Genomic DNA, 14,528 nt, shown 5'->3' on the forward strand with positions numbered 1-14,528 from the left:
GGTTGCCCGAAGAGCCGACCTACATCGACGGCGAGTTCAGCGACGGTTCGGGCGAGACGTTCTCCGTCGTCTCCTCGTCGACGACAGCGTCCTCGGCGGCCCGCGCGCTACCGGGCCGAGCAGATCGCCGTCGCCACTGCCCAACTGACGTCTCTGCGGATCGAGCACTGTGCGCCGGATGTAGTTCACCACCCGTCGGATGCGTCTCGCGCATGTTCCGCACCGCCTCGTCTCGGGCGGCGTCGACCTGGGCGGAGTGCCCACATTCGGCACTGAGCCGATCACCGGAGCGTAGTGGTCGACGACCGGTTGTCCGGCGGCGCGTAACCCGTCGTCGGTCTCGTAGCGTGTCGCACCAATCCCACGGCAACCCCGGCCGGGTCGGCGACGGCACGCATCGAGACGCGGTCCTCGCCGTGTGTTGTCCGACAGTCCCGGATCGGTCGAAGGGGTGCTGTCAGTGAGATACTTTCTTCTCGACCGCGTGGCTGGTCGTACTGCTGTTCCAACCATCAGGGCCACGATGAGTACGAGGCGGGACAACATTGGCGAGGGTAGGGGTCGATCCGACCGCACTGGTGGGGAGAGACCGCGAACTTGCCGAGCTCACGAAGTTCGTGGGTAGAGCGGCGACGGATGGAGCCGCAGCCCTCCTCACCGGAGATCCGGGAGTGGGGAAGACCGCGCTCCTGGACGCGACCGCCGACCTTGCGCTCACGAAGAAGATGCGGGTCATCCGCGGCAGTGGCGTCGAGTATGAAACGGACATCAGCTTCTCGGGTCTCCACGAACTCGTGGCCTCGCTCCCTCGCGAGATCAACGGTTTGCCCGATGCCCCGCGAGAGGCCCTCGAGGTCGCGATCGGCCTTGGCACCGGCCCCACACCCGACCGGATCGCCGTACTGAACGCGGCGCTGGTGCTGTTCAGCGAGGCCGCGAAGGAACAACCACTCCTGGTCGTCGTCGACGACCTCCACGCTCTCGACGACGCGAGCCGATCCACGTTGTCATTCGTCGCCAGAAGGCTCGCGGGCCGCCGAATCGGACTTCTCGGAGCCTGGCGCACCGAGACCGACGAAGTGTTCCGGTCGATCGGCTTCACCGAGCTCGCGATCGCGCCTCTCGACGACGCGGGCGCACTGCGGTTGCTCTCCACAAGTTTTGATCATCTACCTCCCCGGGTTCTGCAGACGGTGGCACGAGAAGCTCAGGGCAACCCACTCGCTCTGCTCGAGTTCGCCGGCGCCACCAGCGTGTCCGGGGATACGGATCTGCGTGGATCGTGTTGGACGAGCGGGCAAGGGCGAGATGTCCGCGCTCTGTACGCAGCCCGCATCGAGCAACTACCGCAGAGAACCCGCGACCTACTCCTGCTCGCGGCACTCGAGAGCTCCGGCGACCTCGGGCTCCTCGAAGTGGCTGGTGGACCGAGCACACTCGACGGGCTCGCTCCTGCAGAACGCGACCACCTGCTCGAGGTCGCCGAGAACGGTCGCGCCATTCGCTTCCGACACCCGCTGGTCAGGTCCGCGGTGGTCGACGGCGCCACAGGAGAACAGCGTCGCAGTGCGCACCACCGCTTGGCCGAGGCGCTCCTCGACCAGCCGGAACGCCGCGGTGACCATCTCGCGCGAGCCACGACGGTGCCCGACGAAGTGGTGGCCTCGGTCGTCGAGACCGCGGCGCAGAGCAGTCTGCGGCGCGGTGACGCTGCCGGCGCCGTCGCTCGTCTGCGTCGCGCCGCCCAACTGACTCCAGACTCGGGGAACCGAACACGCCGCCTCTCCCGAGCGGCGTACATCGCCGCATGGGTGGCCGGCCGACTGGACACCTCGCACGAGATCATGCGTGAGATGCACGGGAACCCGCCGGAGGCGCTGGCCACGGCCGCGGCCGCTGCCCTTCTGGTGCTCGTCACCGAGGGGGATGCAGATACCGCCCACGCGTTGTTGATGAAGCTGATCGAGGAGAACCTGGACCCCTCCGAGCTGCCACGTGGCGAACTCGAGACTGCGCTCTTCACCCTGACCCTCGCCAGCCACTACTCGGGACGCGACGAGCATTGGCAGCCCCTGATCGGCATCCTCGGCCCGCTTCCCGAGGATTCGCCCGCGGCAGCAGTGTCCATGGGCCGCGTCCACTACGCCCCAGGGTCCGTCACGGACGACATGCTTCGTCGACTGGATGACGAGATCTCCCACCTCGAAGACCAGACCGACGCCGACATCGTCGTTCGCACTGCCCTGGCCGCCTCGTACCTCGACCGGCTTTCAGGCTGCCGTGAGGCTGTTTCTCGCATCGTCGGCGATGACGGCGCGGTCGGCGCGAGCATGCCGGGGCTCATGTTCGTCGCTCTGGACGACCTGCACAGCGGCAGGTGGCAGTCATCGGCCGACGCTGCCGCCGAGCTCATCGCGTTGTGTGAGGAGACCGGCTACCACCTGTTCGGCCAGGTCGGTCGCTACATCGCGGCGATGGTCGAAGCTCAGCGCGGCGACCTCGATGCGTGCCGTGCCCACTGTCAGCACATCTGGAGCTGGTCGGAGCCCAGAAGGTTACGGCGGTTGGAGAACTGCGCCCACCAGGCAGCCGCCCGCGCGGCCATCGGCGCCGCCGACTTCGACACAGCCTTCCAGCACGCTACGGCGATCTGCCCGCCCGGCGTGTTACCACCCTTCAACCCCGAAGCGCTCTGGTCCGCACCGGACCTCGTCGAGTCGGCACTACGCACCGGGCGCGGTGCGGAGGCGCGGCGGCACGCCGACGCGCTGCGTGCGGCGGGTGTCGACCGCCTGTCACCACGATGGGCGCTGAGCGTGGCGACAGTCACCGCAATGACGTCGGAACCCGACGACAGGGTCCGACGATTCGAGGAGGCGCTCGCGCTCCCGGCCATCGAGCACTGGCCCTTCGAGGTAGGCCGCGCACATCTGGCGTACGGCGAAGAACTGCGCAGACGAGGACGCACCCGTGACGCGCGGGTGGAGCTGAACGCTGCCTGTGCCCAGTTCGAGCGGGTCGGGGCCCGGACCTGGGAGGCCCGGGCGAAGGTTGAGCTTCGCGGCACGGGAATGACGCGCGCTTCCCGGGGCAATGTCGGCACCAGGCTCACGCCACAGGAGCTGGAGGTCGCCAGGCTCGCAGCAACGGGGCTGTCGAACCCGCAGATCGCCTCGCGACTCTTCCTGTCACCGCGGACCGTCTCGTCACATCTTTATCGGTTGTTTCCGAAGCTGGGGATCACATCCCGTGCCGCTCTCCGAGACGCTCTCGACGCTCTGCCTCCCGAAGCGCCGACCACCCGGTAAGTGGGGTCCGCGAGCCGGGTGCCGTGCTGTAGAGGACCCGACTCGAGTAGACGGCCATGACATGGCAGTCAACTGACGGAGGCTGCTATCACCGCGCGGAGCGACGCTGGTGGAGTCAACAATTCACCCGGCACCCGGGCCGAATGCGAGGAGTCCACCATGCCCTTCCTCACAACCGATGACGGGTCGAGATCTTCTACAAGGGTTGGGGCGCCGGCCGGCCGATCATGTTTCACCACGGCATGGACCGCCCGAATCGAACCCAGGAGGATTGCCGATGGAGAACGCATCGTCGAGGGCGTATCCGGTCCTGCCTCACGGAATGTGCACGGTGAACGCCGAGACCATCAACGCCGACAAACGTCGGCAGAACCGTGAGTTGCTCGAGCCATCCGAGCGCACCGCGAATGCGGGACCTCGTCCCCCAGATGCTCGAACTGGTCGAAGGTTCCATCACGAACGTTGCCGATTCTCCACGCACTTCTTCACGCGCGGCACCGGCACCACCACATGCCACGAAAGAGGAAACATGACAACCACATTGATCACCGGCGGCAACAGGGGTCTCGGCTACGAAGTGGCCCGCCGCCTCATCCAGGCCGGCCAGACCGTCTGGATCGGCGCCCGCGACGCCGAGAACGGCCGCGCGTCCGCCGACCGGCTCGGTGCCCACTTCGTCCAACTGGACGTGACCGACGATGCGTCGGTCGACGCTGCAGTCGAGACACTGCGCGGGCAGGTCGGCCACCTCGACATCCTCGTCAACAATGCCGGGATCCTCGGGGAAGTCACCCCACCCGAGGACATGACGGCCGACCAGATCCGCCTCGTCTACGAAACCAATGTCTTCGGTCTGGTGCGTGTCACGCACGCATTCCTGCCCCTGTTGCGGGCTGCGACCGCCCCTTCGGTCGTCAATGTCACCAGCGGACTCGGATCGTTCACGATGACCCAGGACCCGGAACGAGTCGAGTCGCAGTACCCGCTCGCCGCCTACGGCTCATCGAAGAGCGCGGTCACGATGCTGACAATGCAATACGCCAAGACCACCCCCGACGTTCGCTTCAACGCGGTGGACCCCGGCCGGACTGCAACCGAATTCACCGGCCGGGTCGGACACAGCGTCGAGGACGGCGCCGAGGCAGCGGTGCGCATCGCCACCCTGGGAGCCGACACGCCCACCGGCACGGTCACCGACCGCGCCGGGGTGCTCCCCTGGTGATGCGACAGGCTCAACGCGGCGACTCCGAGGAAAAACGGGCGGCACCGCTGGAGTTGTTCTACGACCTCGTGTTCGTCTTCGCCATCAGTCAGGTCTCACACCTGCTGCTGGAGCACCTTACCTGGGCCGGCGCAGGCCGAGCGGTGCTGATCCTCCTCGCGGTCTGGTGGTCGTGGAACTACACCACGTGGGCCACCAACGAGCTCGACCCGGAAACCAACGCCGTGCGCATCCTGCTGATCGCTCTGATGCTCGCAAGTCTGCTCATGGCGATCGCAGCACCGGAGGCCTTCGGCAGCAAAGGACTGCTGTTCGCTGCCGCTTACGTCTCGATCCAGGTGGGCCGTCATCTCTTTCTGACGTTCGTCGTCGCCGCGAAAGGCACGATCGAACGCGAACGGGCCGGCCGGATCCTCATCTGGTTGACCGTCGCCGGCATGTTCTGGATCGCCGGCGGTTTCGCGAGTGATGAAGCACGCGTGGGTGTGTGGATCGTCGCGCTGGCGCTCGACTACTGCGCGCCGCTCTTCTACTTCCGTGTCCCGGGCCGGCCTCGGTTGGCCGGCGGGACATGGGATCTGGCCACCGACCACTTCGTCGAACGGTTCGGGCTCTTCGTCATCGCCGCACTCGGAGAGACAATCGTCATCACCGGTACGACCGTGGTCGATCTTCGGCTCGATGTGATGACTGTGACCGCGTTCGGCGGAGCGTTTGTCGGGACGGCGGCCTTGTGGTGGCTGTACTTCACCTCGACCCGAGAGCTTGCTCACAACGCCCTCGCTCGATCATCTTCTCGAACACAGTCGGCCCGCGACTCCTACACCTACGGGCATGTCCTGATCATCGCGGGCATCATTCTGACGGCAGTCGGCGACGAGTTGGTCATCACGCACCCTACCGACCGCTTGTCGTCCGCACAGATGAGTGCGGTCATCGGCGGACCCACCCTCTACCTCGTTGCCCAAACTGTGCTTCGGCTACGGGCCACACGAACCATCAGCGCTCCACTGGTGGGTGGAACGCTCGCGTGTCTCGCCATCGGGATCGTCGGCGCGGCTCTGCCGGGTGTAGCTGTCAGCGCGCTTCTTGTTACCGCCTTGGTTGTTGTCGTTCTCGTTCAGGAAGTGCAACGAAGAAGGGCCACAAAGGAGTTCCGATATCGGTCTCCTTCTGGAGTGTGACGTCGGTCGGGTCGTTCCGCGAACCGATCACCGATGTGCCGGGACGAGCGGTGATCGTGGCTGTCCGTGCCTGTAGCAGTGCCGCCACGCACGACGCAGAGGCGTATGGGGATTCGGGAGGACGTCGATGAGCGGTGACCGTGAGGCGGTGTGGGCGTCGCTGTTGGTGGCTGCAGCGCTCAGCGGCGTCGTCGGCGGTGGGCTCGGAGTCGTGGCAGCGATAGTGGTGGTGGAGGTCTTGCAGGCGCGCCGGGTCGGGTGCTTCCTCACCCGGATCGATGGGCAGGGCAGTTGGAGCTGCCCGGACGGAATCGCTTATGTCGTTCCGGTCCTGGCTACCGTCTCGGTGATCTGGATGATCGCAATGCTGTTCTTCGTGTACCGGGAGTTTCGTGGTGCAGGCGCCGAGAGCCCCTTCCGCGCGGCGACCATCTCGAGCACCGTCGCCGCGGTTCCTCTGATCATCCAAGTGGCGGCGACGGTGCCGGCCGGTGTGGCCGGTGGTGTCGATCCGGGCCTGGTCTCGCTGGGAACCGTGATGTGCGTTGCGGGGATTGCGGTGTTGATATTTCGGCGCCGCAGCCGGACGGGCTTCGTGGTGTCGTGCGCGGTGTCGGCGGTGTCGGCCCTGGTGGTGGCGCCGTCTGTGGTTCTGCTCGCTCCGGTCCTTGTCGCCGTGGCGGGAGCGTTGGTGGCGGCAATCGTGCTCACTGTGACGGGGACACGATCAGGTGATCCGCTGCCGCACTGAGCGGGCGGAACGCGCTGGGTGGGTGCTTGTCGTCCAGCGCGGTCGATTCGTGGTGGACCAGCGCGCGGTTCGGAGGTGATGGCTCCGACCGTCGTCAAGCGCCGCCTCGCCGACGTGCGCCGCCCGGTGTAGCTGTCGGTCGGCGAGTCTCGGGTGCGGAGGCGTGCGTGGGGTGCCTGGGATCGGAGGTTCCCTCGGCCTGCGCCACCGTCGACCGAACCCCGCGCGATCACACTCGGCACCTGATCCGGTTCGGTGCGCGACGTCCGGTCTCAGGCACCCTGAGCGGGGCCGCACCGCCGCCGACTCGGCGATGATGTCGTGTCGGGCGATCGATCACCGCCATGGTCGTGTACCACGACGAGAAGTACCGCACGATCGTCGGAAACCGACCGTATGCGATGTGGTGTATTCGAGTCGAAGTACATGCTGTCGCCTTGCTCCAGAACGATCACCCGGTTCGGGATCGTCACCTCCACGACTCCACTCTGGACGAAGATGAACTCCTCTCCCGCATGCTCCATGTACTCGGAGCCGGCTTCGGTGGTCGGATGAACGATGAACGGCTGCATCGACTTCCTGACCATCCGCGTGGCCATCGCGTCGTAGACGGCAGCACTGGTCGAGGCGTCTTCCGGTATCTGCACACGCTCGTTGTGCCGTTCCACTGTCATCACCGTCTCGTCGGGATTCTCGGAGAACAATTGGCCCACATCAGTATCGAGTGCACGAGCGATCTTGAGTGCAACCGCGATCGATGGCGTGCTCAACCCCCGTTCGACCTTCGACAGGTAGCTCTTGGTGAGCCCCGTGCTGCTGGCCAGAGCATCAAGCGTCAAACCCGCTCTGCGCCGATGCGACCTGAGAAACGCTGTCACGTTTCGTCCCTCCTCCTGTACCTCGTGGTCCTGGACAAATCTACTCAAACCCTTCGACGGTTGCATGCAGGACACTTTGTGTCCTAACGTCTACTTAGTGTCTTCGTGTCTACGGAAAGGGCGCTCGGATGTCTACGACGATGAACCTCGGTAAGGCCGAGTTGATGGATACCGCCAAGAAGGCGATGCTCACCCAAATCCCCAAAGCTCAATGGACCGATCGTCAGAAGATCGCACTGACCTGCCGGGCGCTGTATGACGCCGGCCACGACTCCGGCCTTGCGGGACAGATCTCGGCGCGCGGAGAGGAGCCGGGCACGTTCCTGACGCAGCGGCTCGGGCTCGGCTTCGACGAAATCACGGAGGGGAATCTCCTTCTCGTGGACGAGGACCTCAATGTTCTCGACGGTGACGGTATGGCCAACCCTGCCAATCGTTTTCACAGCTGGGTGTATCGCGCGCGTCCGGATGTCAACTGCATCGTGCATACGCATCCACTTCATGTGGCGGCGCTGTCCATGCTCGAGGTTCCCCTGCAGATCTCGCAGATGGACATGGCGCCGCTCTACGACGACTGCGCCTTCCTGCCTGATTGGCCCGGGGTGCCGGTCGGCAACGAGGAAGGTGAGATCATTTCTGCGGCACTAGGGGACAAGCGGGCGATTCTGCTTGCACATCACGGACAGCTCGTGGCGGGCTCCACGATCGAAGAAGCGTGCTCCCTCGCGCACCTGATCGAGCGGGCGGCGCGACTGCAATTGCTCGCGATGGCCGCCGGCGACATTCAGCCGCTGCCGCCTCGCCTCGCAAAGGAGGCTCACGATTGGACGCTCACCCCGCGACGCAGTGATGCGAATTTCGCCTACTACGCCCGCAAAGCACTGCGCTCACATCCGGATGTGATCGAGAACAAGTAATTCCACCACGTTCAGTACGCACCCGCACAACACACTTGGAGCATCAATGACCAGTACCGTCTCCGGAATCGTCGCCTATCCCGTGACACCGTTCGAAACCGCTGACAACGATGTGATCAATGTGGAGATTCTCCGCCTGCTGATCGACCGGATGATCGATGCCGGTGTCGACGCCATTGCGCCTCTCGGTAGCACCGGGGAAGCGGCTTACCTCGATCACAGCGAATGGATAACTGTGGCAACCGAATCCATCCAGACCGCCGAAGGGCGTGTAGCGACGATCGTCGGGGTCTCCGACCTGACCACAGCAGGTACGGTGCGACGCGCGAAGATCGCCGAGCGTCTCGGGGCGACGGCAGTGATGGCTTTGCCGACGTCGTACTGGCGCCTCACCGAGGAGGAAGTGCGAACCCACTTCACCACCCTTGCCGATTCCATCGGAATCCCCGTCATGGTGTACAACAACCCAGCCACGACCGGCATCGACATGCAGCCCGAACTTTTGTTCGATCTGTTCAGCAATGTCGAGAACATCACGATGGTCAAGGAATCGACCGGAGACGTGACGCGCATGCACCGCCTCCGCGAGCTCAGCGGTGGGGAGCTTCCATTCTTCAATGGAAGCAACCCGCTGGCCCTGGAAGCGCTGCGCGCGGGGGCCACAGGCTGGTGCACGGCTGCGCCGTGCTTGATCCCTCACGAGATTGTCGACTTCTACCGCGTGGTCGCTACAGGAGATGCCGAACAAGCGGACACCATCTTCCGCCGCCTCCGTCCCTTCCTCGACATGATCGTCAGTCGGGGGCTGCCCACCACGATCAAGTCCGGCCTGAAGGGCCTCGGAATCGACGCCGGCCTCCCTCGCAGGCCGCTGCTTCCCCTCGGTGATCCCGAGGCGGGCAGGCTCCGCGGCCTCATTGGCGAATGTGTATCGCATGCAGATGTCCCACGCGGCAACTGACAGGGACTTACGCTACCTTGCCGTTCGCTCCGCGTGCTGACCGAACTGCAAGCGTGGACGGCCGGTGCGATCGTCATCGGCGTGTTTACCTCTTCGGATCTCGGACGTGGGTGGCTGCCGCTGGCCGAGACCGGCACCTACCATCTGGTCCCGGCCTTGGCCACCGCGCTCGTCGGCCTGGGCGCTGCGGCGGCCGGGGTGGGACTGCTGCTACGCCGCCGCCAGGACACACATGGCCCGGCGCGGCTCAGTGCTCGGTGACCGCCGCGCAGGTGATCACCCCCGCACGGTCAGCGGCGCCGGATCGATATCGACTCCGGATCCGGTCGCGATCAGCGCGAACACCACCTGCCGGCCCTCGTCGCGCACCTCGAGGTCGATGCCGTCGGTGCTGTGAAACTGCGGTCATCACGACACCAGACATTCACGTCTTCGATAGCAGCCCGATGGCCCGCGGTCTGCCGGTCGGCAGGTAGGGCGCCATCCCCGTGGGGATAAGTTGGATGCGATCGGTGCGCTCCCGATGTCGCGAGAGGATCCATTGGCATTCAGAAGGATTCAACGAGGGAGCCATAGTTCGAGGGCCTATCGTGTGGTCGCGCTGATCGGCGTCGCTGTCGGTGCGGTGGTATATGGCGCGGCGTTCTTCGTCAACGCGCCGATCGAGGTCTGCATTGATCAGGCGACACCAGGTGCAGCAGAGGCCGGTTCGCGGGAGGCGACAGCGGCGAGCTTCAGCAAGACGTGGGTAGGTATCGTCGGGTCTCGTTGCGAGCTGGCGTTCACGTCGGGCGTTCATGTCGATGACCTCGTCGTGGAGTGGGGCCCGTCAGGTATCGCGATCGTTGGTCTTGTCGTTGTCGTGGTCTCACTGTGGATCTGGTTCCGTTTACGCGGCGGACGTCGACGAGCGAGGGGTGATCGGCTCTCTCATCAGTGGTTTCCGTGAAGCAGCCCGAGGAAGCCCGAGCTTCCGGATGTCCACCGAAGGTTCGACATGCCTGGTGTGGCGATGACCGCCGGAAGCCACCGAACGTCGAACGAAACGGTCGTTACCATAGGAGGTATGGAGCGCTCTGTTCGATCGAACCCATCCTTTGATGAGGGAAGCACCGAAGGACCGAAGACCCGGTCACGAATCGGCCGGCTGTTCCGATGGCTGAGTTTTCGCCTTCGCCACCTCATGGATGATCGAAAGCCCAGTGGATATTCGAGCCTCGCGCCGCGGCGTCCGGACGGCACCCGTGGACCGATCTTTCCCTTCAATTCGAGTGGCGGCGGCGCCGGATCCGGTGGGGCGTAGACCAATGCTCGGGGTTCGTTGCGGGCGGGTGTAGCTGCATGTCACTGCGTCGGGGTCCTCCGGTACGAGGCCCGGACGCAGCGACCGGCTGATCCGAGCGAAAAGTCGTTTCAGTGCAGCGTAAGTCGTTGATCGGAGCCGTCGGCGAAGCCCGGTGCAGTTCCACGATCCAGCGATCGGACTTGACGTCGCCGTTTCGGACGGGGGTCCTCGCGAGCGTATTCGCCGCGCGCTCTCGATCGCCCGAATGGCGAAAAGGATTACCGATCGCGGACGATCGTCGAAGAATCGGCCCCGCAGAACACGTCCTGTACTGGCCGGTCGAACACGGCACTGACATGCATTGCCAGGTCCGAACTCGGCCGCTGGTCTCCCCGCTCGAGTGCGCCCGATCGTCTGTGCGTGCGCCCCGCTCAGTGCCGCCGGTTGTCGGTGGGACAGTCCGTGCTTGCGCCGTAATTCCCGAACACTGTTGCCGAGGCGACGTGTTGTCCCGTTCCGAGGCATGCGTCCATTTCAGAAAAACCAACGAAAAACAATGTTCTGAAACTGAATGATGGGTTGGCCCGGGACTCAACTCAGGTCGTGTCGGATCCCGGGACCGACCGTAAGTTCCCCCGGCCGAGGGAACTGTCGACCTGCGCGCTACGCCTTTTCCTATCAGCTGCCGCACGTTCATTGCCGCGTCGTCAAGCCTGCCGCGAGGCCGGCAACCCCTCGCGACCGGCCTCGTCCATGTGGTGAACCTTGGCCGACACGGTCGGAGCTTTGCGACCTTGACGTCTCCGGTCATCGGGTGGCTGCCAGCCGATTGTGCGTCGTAGCGGATTCCCCACCCGCCCATGTTGGGGATCTCGTGTCGATCATCCGGTCCGGTTTCAGCCAGGTTGCTCTATCCGGGTGGCCCGATAATGGTAGCCGTCCTGATCGGTGACCTGTTCCCAATCGAGGACCACGGTGGCTCCGACGGCTACGGTACGAAAGCCCTCGCCGATGATGGTGCTGTAATGCGCCCAGCATCCGCCGGGGGTCTGGTCGGAATCGATCACTCCCCAGCCCTGTTCGTCGTTCCACGCCCGGACCGTGCCGACAGTTTGACCGGTCACCCGAGACGAGTCGGGGACAGGGGCGGAGGGTTCGTCGGTGAAGTGATCTTCCTCGATGCGGCCGTCGGGATGAACCGACCACACCCGCGCCCCGAATCCGGCAGGACGACGGACCGGTTGTTCTCCGGCCGGCCATGCCCGCACACACTCGAATTCGAATTCGACACCCGCCGCCGGGTTCTCGGCGCGAACCCATTCGAACTCCACCTCGTGGCCCGACGTCAGAGCGGGAAACCCGTCCACCGCCACGGCCGCGAAGTCGATATGACATCCCCCGGGAACCTCATCGCCGTCGATCACACCCTGCATGCGCTCGAGATCCCAGCTGCGAACCACACCTCGACTCGACACCGCGCCGTGATCTCCCGCCCCGGTTTCCTCGACACTGTCGCCGGCTGCAACCCCATCGGGGCCGGATACAGCACCGACGGTCCATATCCCCACTGCTGCGACCGCAGTCAGCATCACCGCGGCAGTGACGGCCCGTACCGCTGTGCGCACCACGTCTCCTTCCGCCTCGGTGATCCCCGCATTCCGACACTGGCGACGACTGCGGTGCGGAAAGTCCGGGTGTGCACCACCGGACTTCCCGTCGGCCCACGCACAACGGGGAGGAATGCGCGGACCGAGCGGCCCCGTCGCTCCGAGGAGGGAGAAGGAGCGGGGACCACCGATAACCACATATGGACTTTCGCCTCCAGCGTCACATTTCGGCCACACGCCCCCACGAGGGTGGTGTTTACCCGTGTCGTGGGTACCTGGTGGCGCGACACCGGCAGTGCGCGGCACATCAACGGCGCTGGACCGGAGGGGAACCTGCGGTGATCCCTACCGGTGGTTGGTGAGATGCGGCTGCGATCATCGATGCGGGCCCGCAGAGGTGTCGGGTAGGCGTGTCAAGATCACCGCCATGAACACACAGACGAGCCCGATCCTGGAGTCGACGGTGGTGCTGGCGATGGATTACGGGCAGTTCTGTCTCGACGGCGGACTCGGGGACATCGACAACGAGCTCGAGCTGCTCGAGCAGGCCCAAGCGGAGCAGCCCAGCGCCGGCGACGGCACCATGGTCGTGGTGTTGTGCCCGCATCAGAACAACTTCGAGATGATCGTGGAGGTGCAGGTCTTCGACCGCCGCCCCGCCGCCGATCGCTCGGAGTGGCAGCAGGTCAGCGAAGACCGCCTCGCAGTCGATGCGCCCGGGATATTGAGTCTGTCGTCCCCGACCACCGAGCCGGTCACCGTGGCGGTGCCGCCCGGCCAGTACGTGGTGCAGGTGTCCGGGCGTGGTTTCGTCAACTACGGCTGGCCCGGTTCGACTACCCCTGGGGATGTGTGGCGGCTGCGGTTGTGGCCCGACGACGGTAGCGTCCTCGAACCCGCACAACTGTGGGAGATGCCCGGATACGGCATCCCGGAGAACGTCCCGCCTTCGACGGACGGATCAGGCGGCTCAGAGACGGACGGATCATGAAGCCGCAGCCGCAGCCGCAGCCGCAGCCGCAGCCGCAGCCGCAACCGCAGCCGAGGTCGGTGGTCGTGACTGTGCTGGTGTTCACCGGGTTCGGTGTGGTGTGCGGGATAGCCGGCGCTGCGGTGTTGTGGTGGTTCGCCTCGCAGCCGTTCGATTTCTACACCGCCGGCTATCAGCCGCTGGACTTCGCGTCGGCCCGCATCGATGCGCCCTCGCCGTACGGGTACATGGCTGCACTGGTCCTCGGTGGTGGCGTGTTGGGAGCGCTGGTCGGTGCACTCGTTCACTGCGTCGGGTGGAGTCTTGCGCGGCGTGCACCCGAGTAGGAAGCACCGCGTAGGCGCGGGCATGCAAAAGCGTCAGAGGAAGGCAGTGGGGGACAGGACGGTCTATTCCCCGATATTGCCGGGTTCGCCGCCGCGCCGTAATTCGTCGATGTGTAGTGGCGTGTGCTGCGGGTCTTCGCTGCATCTCGCGATAGGTTCTCGACCGGTGTCTTCGTCAGTGGTGTCTGCCGCGGATGGCCCAGCGATGCATCAACATTGCAGCGAGAACGACTACCGCAATGATCAGCAGGGATTTCTGCCACAGGGGCGGATGTCGTCGATGCCGATCGGCCGTGTCTGCGGATCGGGCTGGTGAGGTGGTCCGTACACGGTGTGCGCCGCGTCTCGGGTGTATGCGTTGGTCGATGCGGTTGTCGCAGAACATGCTTCGACCGACCAGGGTGCGTTCTTCGTTTCATGGGTCGAGACGAATGCGAGATACTCGATGCCGAGGGTGAATCCACGTCCGCACGCGGAACCTTGGGTGCTCGACGACACGACGGTGGTGGATCCGACATCCCCGGTAAAGACGCTGTGAACGTCGAACTCGTAGTAGACGGTATCCCCGTCGGTGCGTTCTCTGGTGGCGGTGCCGGTGAAGGCGGCGGCAGCGCGGGAGATCTGTTCGGTGATGTACGGTCCGTTCGGCTCGTATGCGCATGAACAGGCATGTGCGGTGGCCGGGGCGGACAGCGGTAGTGCTGCGGCCATACCGACCGTGAGGACGAAAGACAGCAACCACCGCATTGTGGACTCCGTTCCCCCGGGCCGATGACCGTCGGGTTTACGGCTAGATCCTAGCGAGAGGGCTCTGCGTGGTCTTCTCATGCCCATGGCTGCACGTCGCATGGTACCGACCCAGCCGGTTGTTGCGCTCGATCCCGCGCCGGGCGATGCGACGCCCGCAGCCACCGCCGGTGCACGAGATGGTCGTAGCCCTTGTCCGCCCGAACCCGGCCGGACTCGCGGCGGGGCGGCCCCCGATGCGAGCGCACCACCTTCGATCGCGGTGACCATCGGCAGCAACATCACACTGCCGTGGGTGTTCGCGCAGGTCACTGTCGACGTCGATAGAGGTGAAGTTCTTCTTGCCTGACA

13 protein-coding genes and 2 pseudogenes are annotated in these 14,528 nt (G+C 65.1%); 11 read left to right on the top strand and 4 right to left on the bottom strand.

All coding sequences use genetic code 11. From position 1 onward, the window contains the following. Positions 1 to 578: 578 nt before the first annotated feature. The 5 genes and pseudogenes from PV766_RS18405 to PV766_RS18425 all read left to right on the top strand — a co-directional run bounded on the left by PV766_RS18405 (position 579) and on the right by PV766_RS18425 (position 6,465). The gene (locus PV766_RS18405; RefSeq protein WP_421097588.1) at positions 579 to 3,308 is read left to right on the top strand and encodes a helix-turn-helix transcriptional regulator; all 2,730 of its coding nucleotides are present in this window, start codon (positions 579 to 581) and stop codon (positions 3,306 to 3,308) included. A 159-nt stretch (positions 3,309 to 3,467) separates the two neighbouring features. Beyond that, positions 3,468 to 3,550 (top strand): annotated as a pseudogene (locus tag PV766_RS18410) (alpha/beta hydrolase); the annotation flags it as partial. 287 nt (positions 3,551 to 3,837) lie between these two features. Further along, positions 3,838 to 4,530, top strand: coding sequence for an SDR family NAD(P)-dependent oxidoreductase (locus PV766_RS18415; protein WP_064063786.1), 693 nt, complete (start codon positions 3,838 to 3,840; stop codon positions 4,528 to 4,530). Next, positions 4,530 to 5,714: a low temperature requirement protein A gene (locus PV766_RS18420; protein WP_421097589.1), complete on the top strand. Its 1,185-nt coding sequence runs from the start codon at positions 4,530 to 4,532 to the stop codon at positions 5,712 to 5,714. Before PV766_RS18415 ends, PV766_RS18420 begins: the two co-directional genes overlap by 1 nt. A 127-nt stretch (positions 5,715 to 5,841) precedes the next feature. Continuing rightward, positions 5,842 to 6,465 carry a hypothetical protein gene (locus PV766_RS18425; RefSeq protein WP_421097590.1) on the top strand — a complete coding sequence of 208 codons (624 nt, stop codon included), beginning with the start codon at positions 5,842 to 5,844 and terminating at the stop codon, positions 6,463 to 6,465. Between the two features lie 272 nt (positions 6,466 to 6,737). On the opposite strand, the gene PV766_RS18430 is transcribed toward PV766_RS18425, so the two are convergent. Further along, a complete protein-coding gene (locus PV766_RS18430; protein ID WP_129977921.1) occupies positions 6,738 to 7,343 on the bottom strand; it encodes a helix-turn-helix domain-containing protein in 606 nt (201 codons plus the stop codon). 128 nt (positions 7,344 to 7,471) lie between these two features. Here PV766_RS18430 and PV766_RS18435 point away from each other — a divergent pair, with 128 nt between their 5' ends. The 4 genes from PV766_RS18435 (at position 7,472) to PV766_RS18450 (ending at position 10,170) form a co-directional block, all read left to right on the top strand. Beyond that, the gene (locus PV766_RS18435; protein WP_064063662.1) at positions 7,472 to 8,260 is read left to right on the top strand and encodes an aldolase; all 789 of its coding nucleotides are present in this window, start codon (positions 7,472 to 7,474) and stop codon (positions 8,258 to 8,260) included. A gap of 46 nt (positions 8,261 to 8,306) precedes the next feature. After that, positions 8,307 to 9,221 (top strand): dihydrodipicolinate synthase family protein, encoded by a 915-nt coding sequence (locus PV766_RS18440; RefSeq protein ID WP_421097591.1) that lies wholly within the window; start codon positions 8,307 to 8,309, stop codon positions 9,219 to 9,221. A 33-nt stretch (positions 9,222 to 9,254) separates the two neighbouring features. After that, entirely contained in the window at positions 9,255 to 9,482 is a 228-nt protein-coding gene (locus PV766_RS18445; protein WP_421097592.1) for a hypothetical protein, read from the top strand. Positions 9,483 to 9,813: 331 nt separating this feature from the next. Then, entirely contained in the window at positions 9,814 to 10,170 is a 357-nt protein-coding gene (locus PV766_RS18450; protein ID WP_421097593.1) for a hypothetical protein, read from the top strand. A gap of 1,232 nt (positions 10,171 to 11,402) precedes the next feature. Here the strand turns inward: PV766_RS18450 and PV766_RS18455 are convergent. Next, the gene (locus tag PV766_RS18455; RefSeq protein ID WP_421097594.1) at positions 11,403 to 12,131 is read right to left on the bottom strand and encodes a cold-shock protein; all 729 of its coding nucleotides are present in this window, start codon (positions 12,129 to 12,131) and stop codon (positions 11,403 to 11,405) included. A 409-nt stretch (positions 12,132 to 12,540) separates the two neighbouring features. On the opposite strand from PV766_RS18455, the gene PV766_RS18460 reads away from it, so the two are divergent. Together PV766_RS18460 and PV766_RS18465 are read left to right on the top strand one after the other, a co-directional pair. Next, positions 12,541 to 13,104: a hypothetical protein gene (locus PV766_RS18460; protein WP_064063784.1), complete on the top strand. Its 564-nt coding sequence runs from the start codon at positions 12,541 to 12,543 to the stop codon at positions 13,102 to 13,104. A 65-nt stretch (positions 13,105 to 13,169) separates the two neighbouring features. Continuing rightward, positions 13,170 to 13,430, top strand: a complete 261-nt coding sequence (locus PV766_RS18465) for a hypothetical protein (RefSeq protein WP_245207816.1) — start codon at positions 13,170 to 13,172, stop codon at positions 13,428 to 13,430. A gap of 243 nt (positions 13,431 to 13,673) precedes the next feature. On the opposite strand, the gene PV766_RS18470 is transcribed toward PV766_RS18465, so the two are convergent. Both PV766_RS18470 and PV766_RS18475 read right to left on the bottom strand, forming a co-directional pair. Further along, positions 13,674 to 14,177 (bottom strand): hypothetical protein, encoded by a 504-nt coding sequence (locus PV766_RS18470; protein ID WP_421097595.1) that lies wholly within the window; start codon positions 14,175 to 14,177, stop codon positions 13,674 to 13,676. A gap of 103 nt (positions 14,178 to 14,280) precedes the next feature. Continuing rightward, a pseudogene (locus PV766_RS18475) lies at positions 14,281 to 14,489 on the bottom strand (IS5/IS1182 family transposase); the annotation flags it as partial. Positions 14,490 to 14,528: the final 39 nt, after the last annotated feature.

The sequence above is a fragment of the Rhodococcus sp. As11 genome (assembly GCF_048957735.1).
Classification (GTDB): domain Bacteria; phylum Actinomycetota; class Actinomycetes; order Mycobacteriales; family Mycobacteriaceae; genus Rhodococcus; species Rhodococcus gordoniae.